The organism is Maritalea sp. YIW29 (assembly GCF_057219265.1).
The window spans coordinates 902,852-919,921 of record NZ_JBXVVF010000001.1; the positions used below are offsets into that span (position 1 = coordinate 902,852).

13 protein-coding genes are annotated in these 17,070 nt (G+C 48.5%); 11 read left to right on the forward strand and 2 right to left on the reverse strand.

Annotated features, from left to right (window positions below):
• Positions 1-13: 13 nt before the first annotated feature.
• From AC2D8L_RS04440 to AC2D8L_RS04470, 7 genes are all read left to right on the forward strand, one after another.
• Entirely contained in the window at positions 14-262 is a 249-nt protein-coding gene (locus tag AC2D8L_RS04440; protein WP_484684233.1) for a DUF1467 family protein, read from the forward strand.
• Between the two features lie 827 nt (positions 263-1,089).
• A complete protein-coding gene (locus AC2D8L_RS04445) occupies positions 1,090-2,373 on the forward strand; it encodes an ABC transporter substrate-binding protein (protein ID WP_484684234.1) in 1,284 nt (427 codons plus the stop codon).
• 144 nt (positions 2,374-2,517) lie between these two features.
• Positions 2,518-3,459, forward strand: a complete 942-nt coding sequence (locus AC2D8L_RS04450; RefSeq protein WP_484684235.1) for a carbohydrate ABC transporter permease — start codon at positions 2,518-2,520, stop codon at positions 3,457-3,459.
• Between the two features lie 10 nt (positions 3,460-3,469).
• Complete coding sequence (locus AC2D8L_RS04455; protein ID WP_484684236.1) at positions 3,470-4,306, forward strand: carbohydrate ABC transporter permease; 837 nt, start codon at positions 3,470-3,472, stop codon at positions 4,304-4,306.
• 79 nt (positions 4,307-4,385) lie between these two features.
• Positions 4,386-5,282, forward strand: coding sequence for a helix-turn-helix domain-containing protein (locus AC2D8L_RS04460; RefSeq protein WP_484684237.1), 897 nt, complete (start codon positions 4,386-4,388; stop codon positions 5,280-5,282).
• On the forward strand, positions 5,279-6,712 hold the full coding sequence (locus tag AC2D8L_RS04465; RefSeq protein WP_484684238.1) for a mannitol dehydrogenase family protein: 1,434 nt from the start codon (positions 5,279-5,281) through the stop codon (positions 6,710-6,712). The genes AC2D8L_RS04460 and AC2D8L_RS04465 overlap by 4 nt, the downstream gene beginning before the upstream one ends.
• Positions 6,700-7,755: an ABC transporter ATP-binding protein gene (locus tag AC2D8L_RS04470; protein ID WP_484684239.1), complete on the forward strand. Its 1,056-nt coding sequence runs from the start codon at positions 6,700-6,702 to the stop codon at positions 7,753-7,755. The genes AC2D8L_RS04465 and AC2D8L_RS04470 overlap by 13 nt, the downstream gene beginning before the upstream one ends.
• 329 nt (positions 7,756-8,084) lie before the next feature.
• On the opposite strand, the gene AC2D8L_RS04475 is transcribed toward AC2D8L_RS04470, so the two are convergent.
• Positions 8,085-8,546, reverse strand: a complete 462-nt coding sequence (locus AC2D8L_RS04475) for a VOC family protein (RefSeq protein ID WP_484684240.1) — start codon at positions 8,544-8,546, stop codon at positions 8,085-8,087.
• 438 nt (positions 8,547-8,984) lie between these two features.
• Here AC2D8L_RS04475 and proS point away from each other — a divergent pair, with 438 nt between their 5' ends.
• Genes proS through AC2D8L_RS04490 form a run of 3 tightly spaced genes read left to right on the forward strand, consistent with a single transcriptional unit; the run spans position 8,985 to position 12,387 of the window.
• Positions 8,985-10,334: a proline--tRNA ligase gene (gene proS, locus AC2D8L_RS04480; RefSeq protein ID WP_484684241.1), complete on the forward strand. Its 1,350-nt coding sequence runs from the start codon at positions 8,985-8,987 to the stop codon at positions 10,332-10,334.
• 3 nt (positions 10,335-10,337) lie between these two features.
• Positions 10,338-11,702, forward strand: coding sequence for an ABC transporter permease (locus tag AC2D8L_RS04485; protein ID WP_484684242.1), 1,365 nt, complete (start codon positions 10,338-10,340; stop codon positions 11,700-11,702).
• On the forward strand, positions 11,695-12,387 hold the full coding sequence (locus tag AC2D8L_RS04490; protein WP_484684243.1) for an ABC transporter ATP-binding protein: 693 nt from the start codon (positions 11,695-11,697) through the stop codon (positions 12,385-12,387). The genes AC2D8L_RS04485 and AC2D8L_RS04490 overlap by 8 nt, the downstream gene beginning before the upstream one ends.
• Before the next feature lies 1 nt (position 12,388).
• Here AC2D8L_RS04490 and AC2D8L_RS04495 read toward each other — a convergent pair whose 3' ends face one another.
• Positions 12,389-13,006, reverse strand: a complete 618-nt coding sequence (locus AC2D8L_RS04495) for a DUF6434 domain-containing protein (protein ID WP_484684244.1) — start codon at positions 13,004-13,006, stop codon at positions 12,389-12,391.
• A gap of 408 nt (positions 13,007-13,414) precedes the next feature.
• Here AC2D8L_RS04495 and dnaE point away from each other — a divergent pair, with 408 nt between their 5' ends.
• A complete protein-coding gene (dnaE, locus tag AC2D8L_RS04500) occupies positions 13,415-16,882 on the forward strand; it encodes a DNA polymerase III subunit alpha (RefSeq protein WP_484684245.1) in 3,468 nt (1,155 codons plus the stop codon).
• The last annotated feature ends 188 nt before the right edge of the window (positions 16,883-17,070 follow it).

The following is a 17,070-nucleotide window of genomic DNA, read 5'->3' on the forward strand; positions in this document are numbered from 1 at the left end:
TAGGGGTATCACTATGGATTTATTGAGTTCGATCGCTCTGTATTTTGTGCTGTGGTGGCTGTGCTTATTCATCATGCTACCCATTGGGGTGCGCGCGGCGCACGAAGATGGTCAGCAAGTCGAGACTGGGCACGAGCCAGGTGCCCCAACCAAGCCAAACATTGGGCTGAAGATGATTTTGACAACGCTGGTGGCAGGTGTTTTGCTCTATCTATTGCGTCTGGGTCTAGCCAGCCAGTGGTTGATAGATTACTGGAGCTAACGCTTGTAAGCTGTTGATCTCAAAATAAAGCAGAGCCGAAGCTCTGCTAATTAGTGTCGCGACAATTCATTGGTCTTATGCTTTTAACTGCAGCCAATGTTCCTCCCTAGACCTTGTCAGCGAGATGGGGAACGCCGTTGAATTTTCGACAACCCTCTTATTGGGTTTGGACCCTAACAAGGGTTTTGTTGGGAGTCATCAACTTTTTGTCATCATCATGCAATAATTAGCATGTTTGGTTTATTGGCACGCTTAACGACCCATTTTGCGGCAATTGTTGAACAACTCACTAAACTGATCCCAACTTTCACTGCTGGGTAAGCACCAACTTTACAGCTGGGTAAGCACCAATTTTCGTTCCTCGGGGCTCATATTCGTGTGGGCGCATCATGCGCTCACGCCAAACGTCGGCTCTGCGGATTTTTGAGAACTTCGCTGAATTCACCGTTCCGGCAAAGTGGGGGGACCAGTAGTTGAATGAATGGATAGTCGGTCGTACAAAATCAGACTTTCATAATGATCCATGCTCAATCCACACTTCAATTTTTCTGGGATTAACGTCTAAATAGACTGAACCTCACGGAACCGCTCAAATTTGACGAGGTGATTGCAGCTGCCCCAATTTTCGTTCATTTCCAATTAGCGATTACACTATGTGGATTCATGGCGTTTGAAGTGTATTGTACAAAATCACCATTATTTTTTTAAAATTGCTACATTCTTATCAAAAAAGTACAGTAATCATATGTAAAAATATTAGACGGGGCGCTGATTTTAATTTGATGATTGTCCCCAAGTGCATAATGCGCTCGATTTGGGAGGACGATATGACGATACTGAATAAAACTGCGTTAGGGCTGGCACTTGCTGCTTCTACCGCTTTTTCTGCTTCTGCAGCAGAGCTTACAATTGCCATTGTGAACAATGGTCACATGATTAATATGCAGAAAGTTGCTGAGGCATACACAAAGGACACTGGCGTTGAACTCAAGTGGGTTTCACTAGAAGAAGGTGTACTTCGTGAGCAAGTAACTTCGGACACAGCCACAGGTGGCGGTCAATACGACATCATCAATATTGGCATGCAAGAAGCACCAATTTGGGGTGCCGCTGGTTGGATTGAACCGCTAAACTTTGGCGCTGATTACGACATTGACGACATGCTACCAGCAATGCGCAATGGATTGTCGCATGATGGTACTCTTTATGCTGCGCCATTTTACGGTGAGTCATCGATGGTGATGTACCGCAAAGACCTCACAGACGCAGCCGGCGTCAGCATTGGCGACAATGATTCATGGGCCAACGTAAAAGCCGCTGCCGCAGCGATCCATGACCCAGATAACGGTGTTTATGGCGCATGTTTGCGCGGCAAGCCAGGTTGGGGCGACAACATGGCGTTCATCACAACGGTTGTGAACTCGTTTGGTGGTGCGTGGTTTGATAAGGACTTCCGTCCAACAATTGACTCAGTACAATGGAAAGAAGCCATCAACTTCTACGTTGATCTTCTTGGCAACTACGGCCCTCCAGGTTCTGAAGGAAACTCATTCAACGAAATCCTTGCGCTTTACAATGAAGGTAAATGTGGCATGTGGATTGACGCGACAATCGCAGCGTCATTCTTAGAAGTCGACGGTGTTGCATACGCACAGTCTCCAAATGCTGGTAACCCAGTTGGTGCAAACTGGTTGTGGGCATGGGCAATGGCTGTTCCTGCTGGTTCACCAAACTCAGAAGAAGCTCAAAAGTTCATTGAGTGGGCAACATCTAAAGACTACATTAAAGCCGTAGCAGATCACCCAGACTTTGGTTGGGGTTCTGTACCAACAGGCACACGTGCTTCAACATACGCTTACCCTGAGTTCCAAGCAGTTGCTAAATTTGCTACAGCGGAAATGGCAGCGATTGAATCTGCAGCACCAGCGGCAACTGACTTGAAGCCTTATGTAGGTGTTCAATTCGCAGCTATCCCTGAGTTCCCTGAAGTAGGAAGTGCAGTTGCTCAAGAAATGGCAGCGGCTCTATCAGGTGCTAAGTCTGTCGAGGATGCGCTTAAAGCATCACAAGCGGCTGCGGACGCAATCATGCGTGAAGCTGGCTACTATTAATCGATAATCGAACTGAATTTGGAGGACCCGAGCGCATGCCGGGCCCTCCAAACTACTCATTTTGGCAAGCATTTTGATGCTCTAATACGAACTTGATAATCGTGTTGCCGTTAGAAGTCTTTCGCAGAGCAAGGTTTAACTCCAATGTCCAAACGAACGCTACCTCGCTTACTTCAAACACCAGCCGTTGTGTTGTTGTTGATTTGGATGTTGATCCCCCTCGGGATGACCTTGTACTTCTCGTTTATTCGTTACGTATTGAATAATCTTCGCCGTCCTGAATGGACAACGCCAAGCCTGAGCAATTGGCGCGGCTTCGGAAATTATGAATACGTATTGTTTTCTGCCAAGGACTTTTGGTTTGCTGTTCAAAACAGTGTCTTCATTGTGAGCAGTGTGATCGTCTTAACAGTGGTTTTGGGGTTGGCCATTGCAGTTTTGGTCAACCGATCGTTCCCGGGGCAAGGGATTGTCCGCGTTTTGCTCATTTCTCCGTTTTTCGTCATGCCAGCGGTTAATGCGGTCCTGTGGATCAACATGATTTTGGATCCAGTTTTGGGGCTTAACGGCCTGGCAATAGGCAGTATAAACGAAGTGGTAACGGGATTGCGGGAATTCCCTGTGATCGGCTGGTTTTTCTCGCTCTGGCCAGAAATAGAACCAATTTCATTTCGTGCGACGCAAACCTCTGCCTATGCAGTTATTATCATGGTGGCTTGGCAATGGACACCATTTGCTGTTTTGATATTTATGACTTCGCTTCAGTCTGAAGATCAGCAGCAAAAAGAGGCGGCCATTCTTGATGGCGCTAATGCTTGGTCTCAGTTTAGAAACCTGACATTGCCACACCTGGCACGTCCGATAGCGATCGTTGTCATGATCCAGTCAATTTTTCATCTCTCGCTTTATGCGGAGATCGAGATTGTTAGCCGAGGAAACGGCAATAAGAACCTGCCATATCTAATTGGCGAATTCACATCCAACAATATTGGTGCGGCGAGCGCTGCAGGCATTTTTGCTGTCATTCTCGCCAACATCATCGCAATATTCCTGTTGCGGATGGTTGGCAAAAGCTTGATGGATTGAGGGACAGAATATGGCAATCGTTGCGCAAAAATCAAAATTTGGCGAAATCTTCTGGCCCTTACTTGCATGGCTAATTGCACTCGTCTTTTTCTTTCCCATTTTTTGGATGGTTTTTACCAGTTTCAAAACAGATGCAGATGCGGTGAAGCCAGAAAACCTGTTGGTGTTCAAGCCAACGCTCGAAAACTATCTCAATATGACAGAGAATTATGACTATTGGCGCTTTGCGATCAACTCGGTCATAACGTCGGTTTTTGCAACAAGCTTTGCGTTGTTTGTCGGTGTACCTGCTGCTTATGCAATGGCGTTTAACCCCAGCCGCCACACCAAAGATATTCTTGTTTGGATGTTGTCTACGAAGATGTTGCCTGCTGCTGCAGTGCTTTACCCGATGACATTTTTGACCAAGAACTTCCTTGCAATTTACGACACACATTTCTTGGTGATCATGGTCCTTTGCTTGATCAATCTGCCGATCGTTGTGTGGATGCTTTTCACCTACTTCAAAGAAATTCCAAAGGAAATCATTGAGGCCGGGAAAATGGATGGTGTAAGTACTTGGGGCGAAATCAAAGACATTTTGATCCCGTTGGCGTGGGGTGGCGTCGCGTCAACAGCTCTACTTTGCTTCATCTTTTGTTGGAACGAAGCGTATTGGACTGTACGTCTCACAACGACTGAAGCCGCAACCCTTTCTACGCTCATAGAAGGCAATCGCGCACCAGAAGGCCTCTTCTTTGGTCGCCTCTCCGCTGTTTCCACGGCAGCGGTTGGACCTATTGTTGTATTGGGTTGGTTCTGTCAAAAACAGCTCGTTCAAGGCCTGACGTTTGGTGCAGTGAAATGAGCGCAACGCATAGACGCCCAACTTGGGGCTTTGAATTGCAGTCTGTCACGTGTCGAGCTTTAGCTGGATGGGTATCGTTATGTCCATAATTCAGCCAGAAGTTGAATATGTAGATCGCGCGACTGAAACAATTCGCTATTTGGAACATGGTTGGCCCACAGATTTGTGTCGTTGGCACAGCCATGCCGAATATGAACTTCATATTGTCACCGAAACACGCGGCAAAGCATTTGTAGGAGACTATATCGGTGAGTTTTCGCCCGGCGCGTTGTTTTTGACTGGACCACATTTGCCGCACAACTGGATTACTGACGAGTTGGACAACCCTCAACCAGTCGCCGTTCGTGATATGCTTATCCAGTTTAGCCAAGAAAGTATCGACCACTTGTCGTTGGCCTTTCCTGAATTCAGGGAAATGGAGTCAATGTTTGAGCTAGCGAAATCTGGCATCGAGTTCAAAGGGTTTAACCCCACATTTGCACGCGGCCATTTTGAACGCATTCGCAACACCCGCGGTGCGGAACGTATCGTTGCCTTTTTGCGTTTTTTGGTGCGTGTGAACGAGCACGCTGAAAAAAGACCACTGTCAGTCGCCGGCATCATACAGCCCGAAGGGAATTCCAAACAAGCGCGTATTGCGGAAGTGGTTGACCATATCACGAAGAATTTTGCTGACGAGATTTCTATCGAGATCGCCGCAAAGATGGCAAATATGAGTGCGCCAGCATTCTCTCGAAACTTTCAAAGTGTTACGGGCAACAAATTCGTCGAATTTGTAAATCGTGTTCGCATCAGCCGCGCCTGCTTTATGCTCTACTCGACTGATAAACAAATCTCGACAATTTGCTTTGAGGTCGGTTTTCAAAACCTTGCGAACTTTAACCGCCATTTCCTGAAAATGAAGGAAATGACTCCTAAAGAATTTCGCGAAACAGCACTACGCGAGTTAGGCCCCAAAGATGAGGTGCAAGCATGAACCTTGTCCAAGAAGAGCCTAACGACGTCGAACTAACTGCAACAACTTATGATCAAGAACTCTGCGAAATCGGGGTTGTGCATATCGGATATGGCGCGTTTCACCGTGCACACCAAGCGGTCTATATCGATGATTATATGCAAGCGACGGGCGATTTACGCTGGGGCATCGCAGCGGTTAACCTTCGCCCATCTGAAACATCAGCATTCAAGGCGGCACACGCCCAAGATGATGGATACGTTCTAAAAACCACAGCAGCAGACGGGCAACGGGCATTTCGTTTGGTGCGTTCCCACTGCACATTTGCTGATTGGTCAGAGGAAAAGGAAACTGCCGAAGGTTTGATGAGTTTGCCTTCTGTGCATTTGGTCACGCTAACGGTGACGGAGAGCGGATATTATTTAAAGGACGATTGGACGCTAAATTTTGACCATCCAGTGATTGCATCAGAATTGGCCGAAAACGCATCTGTCTCTGTTTATTCCTATATGTATCGGGCATTGCAGCGTCGTGTTTTGGATCACGGGCAACCGCTCAACATTTTATGCTGCGACAACATTCGCACCAATGGCAACATGCTGAAATCCAACTTCTTGTGTTACTTAGAAAGGCTTGGAGAAACGGAGCTGAAAGCGTGGGTTGCAGAGAATGTTGCGTTTCCATGTTCCATGGTGGATCGTATTACACCGCGCTCGACTCCAGCACTTAAAGATGAGATTGCGAGCTTGTTTTCGGAGAAACAGGATAACGCAATTCAAGCAGAGAGTTTTGCGCAATGGGTATTGGAAGACAGTTTTAAAGCGCCAATGCCAGAGCTTGAAAAGTCCGGTGTCGAAGTTGTTGCTGATGTTGATCCATATGAAGAAGCAAAAATTCGCATCTTAAATGGTGGGCACACAGCACTTTGTTATTTTGGGGTGTTAGAAGGCCACTCCACGTTTGATCAAGCCTTCAAAGACCCTGCGTTGAGAGAAATTTTTGACGCCTTTGAAACGGATGAGGTTTTGCCGGGATTGGATATTGAACTCCCGTTTGATGAGCGCGCATATTTGGCAGAAATAGCCACACGATTTTCCAATGCTGCAATTGCTGATCAGCTCGAGCGGATTTGCATGGATGGCTATTCGAAAATGCCCATCTATATCTTGCCCACTGTTGCGTCCTGTTTTCGACAAAAAATTGTGCCGCGCAATGCAATTCGTTGCATTGCGAGTTGGTACATTTATGCGCGTCGCTATTCCCATGGCGCCTTGCCGATCCACTATCAAGAACCTTATTGGGATCAGCTTAGCCCGCTATTGGCAGAAGGCGCCGAAGAAAACTTCGCTCGAACAACGAAATTGTGGGCGAATGTACCAGAAGTTTATCCAGATTTTGTGTCTGAACTTATTTCCGCAATTCAAGAAATGGAATTGAAATGGCCGGCTTGACGATTAGAAATGTAATCAAGAAATATGGTAACACCCAAGTAATGCACGGTGTTGATCTAGACATCGAAGACGGCGAATTTGTTGTATTTGTTGGGCCATCAGGGTGTGGAAAATCCACCTTGTTGCGCATGATTGCAGGCCTTGAAGACCTTTCCGGCGGTGATATCTCGATTGGCGACCGTCTGGTGAACGAGGTGCCGCCATCCAAACGTGGTGTCGCGATGGTCTTTCAGACTTATGCGCTATATCCACACATGACGGTTTACAACAATATGGCATTTGGTCTTAAGCAGATCAAAACTCCGCCAGAGGAAATCGAACGACGCGTACACGAAGCCGCCAAGATTTTGGATATTGTGGATTATTTGGATCGCACACCGCGCGCTTTATCCGGTGGACAGCGTCAACGCGTTGCAATTGGACGTGCCATCGTCCGCGAACCTGAAGTTTTCCTTTTTGATGAGCCCCTTTCAAACTTGGATGCGGCGTTGCGCGGTCAAACAAGGCTGGAGATTGCACGCCTTCATGAACGTCTTGGGTCTACGATGATTTATGTCACCCACGATCAGGTTGAGGCCATGACGCTTGCGGACAGGATTGTTGTTCTTCGTGATGGACGGGTCGAACAGGTTGGACGTCCGATGGAGCTTTACGATAGTCCAAACAATTTGTCTGTCGCCAGCTTTATTGGCAGCCCATCAATGAATTTTTTCAAAACCCAAAAAAATGAAAACGTACTTTCCATTGGCGGTTCTCAACCCGTCACATCGCGCAATCAAGATGCAGATGCTGTTACAGTCGGAATTCGCCCGGAGCACCTAACATTGTGCGAAGTGGGAGAAGAGATTATCGCTGGCACAGTAGATGTTGTTGAACAGCTAGGAGACCATGTTTTGCTTCACATGGTTTCAGAAGACAAATTAGAATTTGTCGCAAAAATGGAACAAGCGCCAACATTGTCACGCGGCGCAACTATGTGTTTTACAGCAAGTGAAGACCGCATACATTTATTTGAAAGTGGTTCCGGCAATAGGTTGGAGTAGACTGTTCCAAGCTTAATCTAATGTCCTCAAATACCATTCATGAACCCGTTTTCGCCTTGATGACAAGACCACAGGGCGATGGCTACGTCCGCGCAGGGTTCTTGGAGTTTGTAAAAAACGGAATGTCCAGTTTTGAAAGCCCAAGGCTATAATATCATTAGGTGTTGATGTCATTTGGATCGATTTTTAAGTACGGTTCTATGATGTGAATGTCGTAGTTGGGCTCCAAGCGGTGGTCGGCATGGTGGCCTTAGCACGTCCTTCTTTTTCCTGCAGGACGCATTTTCGTTTCGAACGTGTTGGCTGGCTCACGAAATACGCAACCACTGTCAGCTTGGTAATTCAACTAACTCGATTAGATTCCCCCAAGGATCGGCAGTGAAGGCGACCCAGTAACCCAATTCAGGCACCTCAAAGGGCTGCTGGACAATTGTAATATCACGCGCGTGCAGCTCTTCTAGAACTTGTTTGTGACTTGTCACGGAAAAGGCGAAATGGTGATAACGAACTGAATCGAGTGACCGCCAAAAATCTTCGGGAATGGGGACACCTTCATCAGACGTTTCTCCACCAATTATCTCAAAGAGTGATCCGTTGTCACCGGGCGCCGCCAAATATGCCAGATGCAACCCGTCTGGCCCTGGCCACCGCTTGACAAGCCGAAAGTCAAATGCGCGCATGTACCAATCTATAGCCTTGTCGAGGTCTGGAACTCGAATACATGGGTGGCTGGATTTCATCGACGCGAAAGGTGACGAGGTATTGGTTGCTGGAAAAGAGAAGGGTAACATCGCGTGTCTCCTGACAGTTTAACTATGGTCATGGTATCACGTAGCCATACATGCTGAAGTCGAAAAATGGCCGAACACCTCTCCGCACAAGCGACCGTGCCACCGAACGGAATGCGTCGCCTGCCATTCGGCAAATTCGTTCTTCTGTATTTACCACCAAATTCAAAAGACATGATTGTGCGGATGCAAGCGATTCAATTAGGCGCGTTGTTTGTCACTTCCACTTTGGGCTCTAAGCTGCCGTTCGCGACGAACAGTTTCTTTCCGCAAGGTCGGAATAGAGAGACGCGACATTCAATTTTGTTGCTTATTTGCCGTAGATTGAGCGACGGGCGTGTGACGTTCCACAGTTTTGGCTTGATAATTTCGGGCATTTGGCGTTTTCTCGCAGCCGAACCATCAATTTGAATTCTCGAGTCGAAAAGAGCTGCTACCGCCATGCGCCTTTCCCGTTATTTTTTGCCTGTCCTGAAAGAGACCCCAAAGGAAGCTGAAATCGTTTCGCACCGGCTGATGCTGCGTGCTGGGATGATCAAGCAAGAAGCGAGTGGGTTATATGCTTGGTTGCCACTGGGCTACAAGGTGTTGCGCAAAGTTCAAGCCATCATCGAGCAAGAGCAGGATCGTGCGGGTGCCAATGAAATGTTGATGCCAACGCTTCAGCCTGCTGACCTTTGGCGTGAAAGCGGCCGGTATGATGATTATGGCAAAGAAATGCTGCGGATCGAAGATCGCCATGGCCGGGATTTGCTTTATGGACCAACGAACGAAGAGATGATCACATCGATCTTTAGGTCAAATGTGAAGTCCTACAAGGATTTACCGCTTAACCTTTATCATATTCAGTGGAAGTTCCGTGACGAAATTCGCCCACGCTTTGGCACCATGCGTAGCCGTGAGTTCTTGATGAAGGATGCCTATTCCTTCGATTTGGACAAAGAAGCGGCCGTCAAATCCTATAACCGTATGTTTGTCGCCTATTTGCGCACATACCGTCGGATGGGCCTGACGGCTATTCCCATGCGCGCTGAAACCGGCCCGATTGGTGGTGACTTGAGCCACGAATTTATCGTGCTGGCAGATACGGGTGAAAGTGGCGTGTTCTGCGACAGTGCGCTGTTGGATAAGCCAATTCCAGCGATTGATGTGGACTATGATGGCGACCTTTCAGAAATTGTTGCTGACTGGACGTCTATGTACGCAGCGACTGAAGACATGATCGAGATGGATAAGTTCGAAGCCGATGTGCCTGAAGATCGTCGGATCGCAGCACGGGGCATCGAAGTTGGTCAAGTGTTCTATTTTGGTGAAAAATATTCTGAGCCAATGGGCGCAAAAGTGCTCAATGATGAAGGCAAGGAAGTCGCCGTTCATATGGGTTCATATGGTATTGGCTTGACCCGGGTGTTGCCAGCCATCATCGAAGCCAGCCATGATGATGATGGCATTATCTGGCCCGTGTCAGTTGCGCCGTTTGAACTTGGCCTGATTAATCTTAAGGCGAGCGATGACGCGTGCGTAGAAACCTGTCAGACCCTTTATGCTGGTTTGAAAAATGCTGGCATTGATGTGCTTTATGATGATCGTGATATGGGCGCAGGCGGCAAGTTTGCAACAGCAGACCTTATCGGTTTGCCCTTCCAGATGATTGTTGGGCCACGCGGCCTTAAAAATGGCGAAGTTGAAATTAAAGATCGTAAAACGGGTGAGCGCAGCAACGTTTCGGTGGAAGCCGCAGTAGAGCACATTCGTTCGGTTATCGAACCACTACGTTTGGACACAATTTAATTTATGGCAAACCGCGGCCCTGCAGTGATTGAGAAGAACCGCCCTTTTTCTGCGTTTGAATTCATGGTGTCTTGGCGCTATTTGCGCGCACGGCGCGAAGAGACATTTATCTCTGTTATTGCTGCGCTGACGCTGACCGGCATTGCCATAGGTGTCGCGACACTGATTGTTGTGACATCTGTGATGAACGGATTTCGTGCAGAACTGCTGGACAAAATACTTGGGCTAAATGGTCATTTCACCGTTTTCCCGATTGCAGAGCAATTCGAAGATTATGAAGATGTGCTTTTGCGCTTGGAAGAGGTGGATGGTGTGCAATCGGTCGTGGTGTTTGCCGAAGGCCAAGCACTAGCTTCCGGCGTTGGGCAATCCACCGGCGTTTCTGTGCGCGGGATGAACACGCGCGATATTGAGAAGCTGCCAGACTTGAAAAAGTCGGCGATTTTGGGCGGCTTTGACGGGTGGGATCAGAGCCGTGGTTTGGCAATTGGCATTCGTTTGGCGCAAAAACTGGGTGTTACCATTGGTGATCCGGTGACGATCATCACGCCTGATGGCGTTGTTACGCCGTTTGGGACCACACCTCAAATTCGGTCTTATCCGGTCAATGTCATATTTGAGCTCGGCATGGTTGAGTTTGATAGTTTCTTTGTTTTCATGCCGTTGCAGCACGGCCAAAGCTATTTCCAACTGTTCCGCGATGAATTGAAGGAAGGCGAGGGGCCATTACCGCTTGATGCGACCGACGAGCAAATCGACGCGGCTTATGAACGGATTTATCGGGCAAGTGCCCTAGAAATCTTTTTGGATGATCCAGACGCGACGACGGCCATGCGGGATAAATTGCAGTTGGCGGCCGGGCGACCGATGATATTCACCGATTGGCAACGGCGCAACGAAACATTCTTTTCAGCCTTGCAGGTGGAACGTGTGGTGATGTTTGTCATCCTCTCCATGATCGTGCTGGTTGCTGTGTTCAACATTATTTCTTCGCTTGTGATGCTAGTGAAGGAAAAGAACGCGGATATTGCAGTGTTGCGCACAATAGGTGCCACACGTGCTTCGATCATGCGGATATTCTGCATGACCGGAACGGCAATTGGTGTTGCGGGCACATTGATTGGGCTTGTGATTGGTCTGGTGATTGCTTCGAACGCGGAAGCACTGCGAAAATGGATATCCGATACGATTGGCGTGGCTTTGTTTCCGCCTGAAGTGTTCTTTTTGTCTGAACTGCCATCCAAGACGGATCCCGTTGAAGTCGCCTTCGTGGTAGGACTAGCATTAATCCTGAGCTTTGCAGCGTCACTTTATCCTGCATGGCGTGCAGCCCAATATGACCCGGTTGAGGCACTTCGAAATGGTTGATCAGAACGTCAAATTAAGCCTTGTTGATGTCCATCGGCACTATAAGCAAGGCGAAGGCCAGCTCCATATTTTGCAAGGCGCTTCTTTGGAGATCGTTAGCGGTGAGATTGTCGCTCTGGTGGCTCCGTCCGGAGCTGGCAAATCGACATTGCTGCATATTTCGGGCCTTCTGGAACGCGCGGATAGCGGCCAGGTTGGTATTTGTGGTGTGGCGACTGATGGGCTCGACGATCGCGATCGCACGCTCGTTCGTCGGCAACATGTTGGCTATATATACCAGTTCCACCACTTATTGCCTGAATTTAATGCAACTGAAAATGTGATGATGCCGCAGCTCATATCTGGCATTTCAAATGATGTGGCTCGGGCGCGTGGTGACGAGTTGTTGGGCATGATGGGGCTGGGCGAACGGGGCACGCATCGCCCGGCGCAGCTTTCTGGTGGCGAGCAACAGCGCGTTGCGATCGCACGTGCATTGGCGAACAAGCCGGGGCTGATCTTGGCGGATGAACCAACCGGCAATCTGGACCCAGAAACCAGCTCAACGGTGTTTGACTTGCTGGCCAACTCTATCCGCAACCATGACGCGGCAGGGCTGATCGCGACCCACAATTACGATATTGCGAAGCGAGCTGACCGTATTTTGACGCTTAAAGACGGGCAGTTGGTGCCCGCCGAGCTATAGGCTACTTTTTCTCAAGCGCCAGATCGCTATCTTCGTAGGTGTGACGACCATCGTCAGTCGGCAGGGCGCGTTTTAGCGCCCAGATTCTGCGCACATCGGCCATGCCGAGATCTGGATTGGCGTCCAGAAAATCACGCGTATATTGATTGAACTGGTTATGCGGTTGGATTTTTGTCTTAAACCCTTCAGTTTTCGCCTCATCGAGCTGCCGTTGAATTTCAACTATCGCGTCGTCAAGGCTCTTGCCCACATTTTCCTTCATCCATGCCATTGCGGCGATTGTGAACTTATATTCGATACCGAGCTGTTGGCTAAAAAATCGACGCACATTCTGACTGCTTTTATAATTGTCAGTGATGATTGTTTCAGGTGTCAGCTGTGCGTTGTTCCAGTCGAACTTTGACGTTGCCTTGGGCTTGGCGTCACCCGGCCAATTCTTGTCACCTGTATCAAGAAAATGCCCAATCCGGTCTAAGACATCAAATTTTGCTCCCGTTGTTTTCAGACCAAGGTTGCGGGCTTGAGCGGTTAGTTCGTCCTTTAGCCAATACCAGCGTTTCAATTCGGCGGCGCTCGTTATTGTTGCGATCTCGGGTCGAAGGTCGGTGTTTTCAGTCATTACATTACCTGCAGTTAAATGCTGTTTTTTTTTCGGGAACAAAAGGGTTGGGACGGTTGGTGGTTCGAGGGTCAGACGACTATGGGCCCTGTTTACCATAAATATTGGTCATGTGGACAATTTGTGGAAAGAGTGTGGACAAGAACAAAAAGGGAATATATAAGAACAAATAGGAAACATGGAGATTGATATGACACACCTTATTAAAGACATGATGGCCCTTTGTTCTATTACAGCATTTAGTGGCGCGGTATTGGTTTGGTTGGATATTCTTTCGTCTCTGTCTTAATGTTTGAGTGCATTGCGGCTAACATCCTGTTTTAAATTTAGAGTTTAAACCTGACACTTGTGTATGAGTTCAGATATCGGCTTGGCGCGGCGGCCTCGCTCTGACAAAGATAGGGCATTATGACAAACGGTCCCGGCTTCATACATCTACATGCGCACTCAGCTTATTCGTTGCTTGAGGGCGCGATAAAGCTGCCCAAACTTATCGATCTCGCCGTCGCTGACAATCAGCCTGCCCTTGGTATTGCCGACACAGGGAACTTGTTTGGTGCACTACAATTTTCAGAGATGGCAAGCGCCAAGGGCATGCAGCCCATTGTCGGTTGTGAAATTCCTGTTCAGTTTGAGCCACCTGAAGATATACCGGGTAAAGAGCGCAAGAAGTTCGTCAAAGAATCAATTGTGCTCATCGCCCAGTCCGAAACCGGCTTTTTGCATTTGAGTGAGCTGGTTTCTCAAGCCTATTTGCAAAGTGAAGACGGCTTGGCCCAGCTCCACCTTGATTGGATGGATGGCGAACTAACCGGAGATTTGATCTGTCTAACCGGTGGGTTTGAAGGGGGCATTGATCCGGCGTTTGCCCAAGGATATGACGCTGTCGCCATCAGTCGCCTGAATTCGCTCAAGGAGCGATTTGGCGATCGACTATATATTGAATTGCAGCGTCACGAAATTGACCGACAAAAGTTGGTTGAACCGCAACTTATCGATTATGCCTATGCCAATGGCATTCCGTTGGTTGGGACGAACGAGCCGTTTTTTGCCAAACCTGACGATTTTGAATCGCATGACGCCCTGATGGCGGTTGCTGAAGGAAGCGTGGTCGCGCAAACAGAACGGCGCAAACTTTCGGCTGAGCATTATTTCAAATCCCGCAAAGAAATGTGCGATGTCTTTTCAGACCTGCCCGAAGCACTGAATTCCACCATCGAGATTGCGCAGCGTTGTCATTTCCGTCCGCGAAAACGCGCGCCAATCCTGCCAAACTTCGCCGCACCTGCGGGCATGTCTGCAGAAGATGCGGTGGCGGCGGAGGGGGCAGAACTTTCTCGGCAAGCCCATGAAGGGCTGGATGTATTCTTAAAAGAAATTGGCCCGGCTGATGGGCTAAGCGAAAACGACTATCGCGATCGGCTTGAGTTTGAACTCAACGTCATCATCAATATGAAGTTTCCCGGTTACTTTTTGATCGTTGCCGACTTCATTAAATGGGCGAAAAATCAAAATATCCCCGTGGGTCCGGGCAGGGGTTCTGGTGCGGGTTCACTGGTGGCTTATGCTCTTACCATTACCAATCTTGATCCGTTGCGCTATGCATTGCTATTCGAGCGGTTCTTGAACCCAGAACGGGTATCAATGCCTGATTTTGACATCGATTTTTGTCAAGATCGACGCGAAGAAGTCATTCGCTATGTGCAGAATAAGTATGGTGCTGAACAAGTTGCGCAAATTATCACATTTGGGTCGCTGCAAGCCCGGGCTGTGTTGCGCGATGTTGGCCGTGTATTGCAAATGCCTTATCCGCAAGTAGATCGCATTTCCAAATTGGTGCCGTCCAATCCAGCGAATCCGGTAACCCTGAGTGAAGCGATTGATGGTGAACCACGATTGCAGGAAATGCGGGACGAAGATGAGAATGTTGCGGAGCTGCTGACCATTGGTCGCAAGCTAGAGGGTCTATATCGACATGCTTCCACCCATGCCGCCGGTATTGTGATCGGCGACCGGCCTTTGCAGCAATTGGTGCCGCTATATCGAGACCCGCGCTCGGACATGCCGGTTTCTCAATACAATATGAAGGTGGTGGAAGACGCTGGATTGGTCAAGTTTGACTTTTTGGGCCTCAAGACACTTACAGTCATCGAATATGCCGTCAACATCGTCAACAAGAACGGCGGCGATTTTAATATTGAGGGCATTCCGCTCGATGATGAGCTCACTTATTCGCTCTATTCAAAGGGTGAAACGGTTGGGGTTTTCCAGGTAGAGAGCCCGGGGATGCGTCGAACCCTGTTGGATATGAAGCCGGATAGGTTTGAGGATGTTATCGCGCTTGTGGCGCTATATCGTCCCGGCCCGATGGACAATATTCCAAGTTTTTGCGCGCGTAAGCATGGTCGGGAAAAGCCCGACTATATGCATGAAAAGCTTAAACCCATCCTTGAAGAGACCTTCGGCATTATTGTTTATCAGGAACAAGTGATGCAATTGGCCCAGGTACTTTCCGGCTATTCGCTTGGTGAAGCGGACGTGTTGCGCCGTGCGATGGGTAAGAAAATTAAGTCGGAAATGGACAAGCAAAAAGCTTTGTTTGTTGACGGTGCGGTCAAGCAGGGCGTTGAGAAAGCCCAAGCGGCCAATATTTTCGAACTTGTGGCAAAGTTTGCCAATTATGGATTTAACAAATCCCACGCGGCTGCCTATGCACTGGTTTCGTATCAGACCGGCTATTTGAAGGCCCATCATCCAAAGGCGTTCCTTGCGGCGTCTATGACATTGGATATGGGTAATACCGAAAAATTAAATGATTTCAAACGTGAAGCGAACAGACTTAATATTGAGGTTAAGCCGCCATGTGTGAATAGTTCGGAAGTTCATTTCTCTGTTCATGGTGAAGCCATTCACTATAGTCTGTGCGCGGTTAAGGGCGTTGGGCGCAATGTGGCGGAGCATATTGTCGCCATTCGTGGTAGCCAGCCGTTTACGGATTTGGCGGACTTTTCTTCGCGCGTAGACCCCAAAATTGTCAATCGTCGTGCGCTTGAAACGCTGACATGTGCTGGTGCGTTTGACCAAATGGGTATTCGGCGTGAGGAAGTGATGTCGGTTGTCGATGTGATGATCAGTTCTTCGCAGCGGGCAACCAACAATCGGCGTGAAGGCGTTGTTGATATGTTTGCGGCGGATCGACCTGAGCCGATTGTGCCGGCAAAAGGCATCAAGTCCTGGCCATTGTCCGAACGGCTGGCAAAAGAGTTTTCAGCAATTGGGTTTTACCTTTCTGCCCACCCGCTAGATGACCACAAATCTTTGTATGAAGAAGGATATGTGCAGGGTTGGACGTCGTTTGAGAAGGCGGCAAGGGGTGGCGCGCGCGCCGGTCGGTTGGCCGGAACGATTGCTGCACGGAACGACAGGAAGACCCGCAAAGGGTCCTCCATGTCAATTTTGACACTGTCCGACCCATCCGGAACATTTGAATGTTTGGTATTTTCAGAGCAATTGGATCGATTTGATCAAGCGCTGATACAGGGTCAGTCGGTGGTGCTTGAAGTGGAGGCTGATTCCCAACCTGACGGTGTGCGCCTAATTCTGATCAACTTGCATTCGATTGAAAAAGCCGTTGCCCGCATGGCCAATAAACTGACGCTTTATCTTGAAAATACAGACGGTCTAACTTCACTGCAAAACCAACTTACCCGCGGAGGCGAAGGGCAGGTGAGTGTTGTGGTGATTGGGGAAGACCGGGCGAAAGAATATGAGATTGAGCTGCCTGGAAACTATAGACTGTCGCACGAACTCGCGCGTTCGCTTAAAGTTATTCCGGGTGTTGAGGACGCTAAAGTCAGTGTTCATAAAGCTGGCTAACCGGTTGTTTTTCGCGAATGTGTAATTTTAGGGACAACAGGTAGCAATTGCCTGTTGCCATTTGCCCCTTTCTAGGTTAAGTCCGCGCTGTAAATTCACACGCAGGGTTGGGTTATCCATTTGGACGCCTACCGGTGATGCTTTTAAAGCATTGCAATGCCTTGCGGAGGACATAACCGGTTTAAAGG

Excerpts from the sequence above, each read along its gene's own strand:
- AC2D8L_RS04440 (WP_484684233.1), top strand. The coding sequence starts at position 14 with ATGGATTTATTGAGTTCGATCGCTCTGTATTTTGTGCTGTGGTGGCTG.
- AC2D8L_RS04445 (WP_484684234.1), top strand. The coding sequence starts at position 1,090 with ATGACGATACTGAATAAAACTGCGTTAGGGCTGGCACTTGCTGCTTCT.
- AC2D8L_RS04450 (WP_484684235.1), top strand. The coding sequence starts at position 2,518 with ATGTCCAAACGAACGCTACCTCGCTTACTTCAAACACCAGCCGTTGTG.
- AC2D8L_RS04455 (WP_484684236.1), top strand. The coding sequence starts at position 3,470 with ATGGCAATCGTTGCGCAAAAATCAAAATTTGGCGAAATCTTCTGGCCC.
- AC2D8L_RS04460 (WP_484684237.1), top strand. The coding sequence starts at position 4,386 with ATGTCCATAATTCAGCCAGAAGTTGAATATGTAGATCGCGCGACTGAA.
- AC2D8L_RS04465 (WP_484684238.1), top strand. The coding sequence starts at position 5,279 with ATGAACCTTGTCCAAGAAGAGCCTAACGACGTCGAACTAACTGCAACA.
- AC2D8L_RS04470 (WP_484684239.1), top strand. The coding sequence starts at position 6,700 with ATGGCCGGCTTGACGATTAGAAATGTAATCAAGAAATATGGTAACACC.
- AC2D8L_RS04475 (WP_484684240.1), bottom strand. The coding sequence starts at position 8,546 with ATGTTACCCTTCTCTTTTCCAGCAACCAATACCTCGTCACCTTTCGCG.
- proS (WP_484684241.1), top strand. The coding sequence starts at position 8,985 with ATGCGCCTTTCCCGTTATTTTTTGCCTGTCCTGAAAGAGACCCCAAAG.
- AC2D8L_RS04485 (WP_484684242.1), top strand. The coding sequence starts at position 10,338 with ATGGCAAACCGCGGCCCTGCAGTGATTGAGAAGAACCGCCCTTTTTCT.
- AC2D8L_RS04490 (WP_484684243.1), top strand. The coding sequence starts at position 11,695 with ATGGTTGATCAGAACGTCAAATTAAGCCTTGTTGATGTCCATCGGCAC.
- AC2D8L_RS04495 (WP_484684244.1), bottom strand. The coding sequence starts at position 13,006 with ATGACTGAAAACACCGACCTTCGACCCGAGATCGCAACAATAACGAGC.
- dnaE (WP_484684245.1), top strand. The coding sequence starts at position 13,415 with ATGACAAACGGTCCCGGCTTCATACATCTACATGCGCACTCAGCTTAT.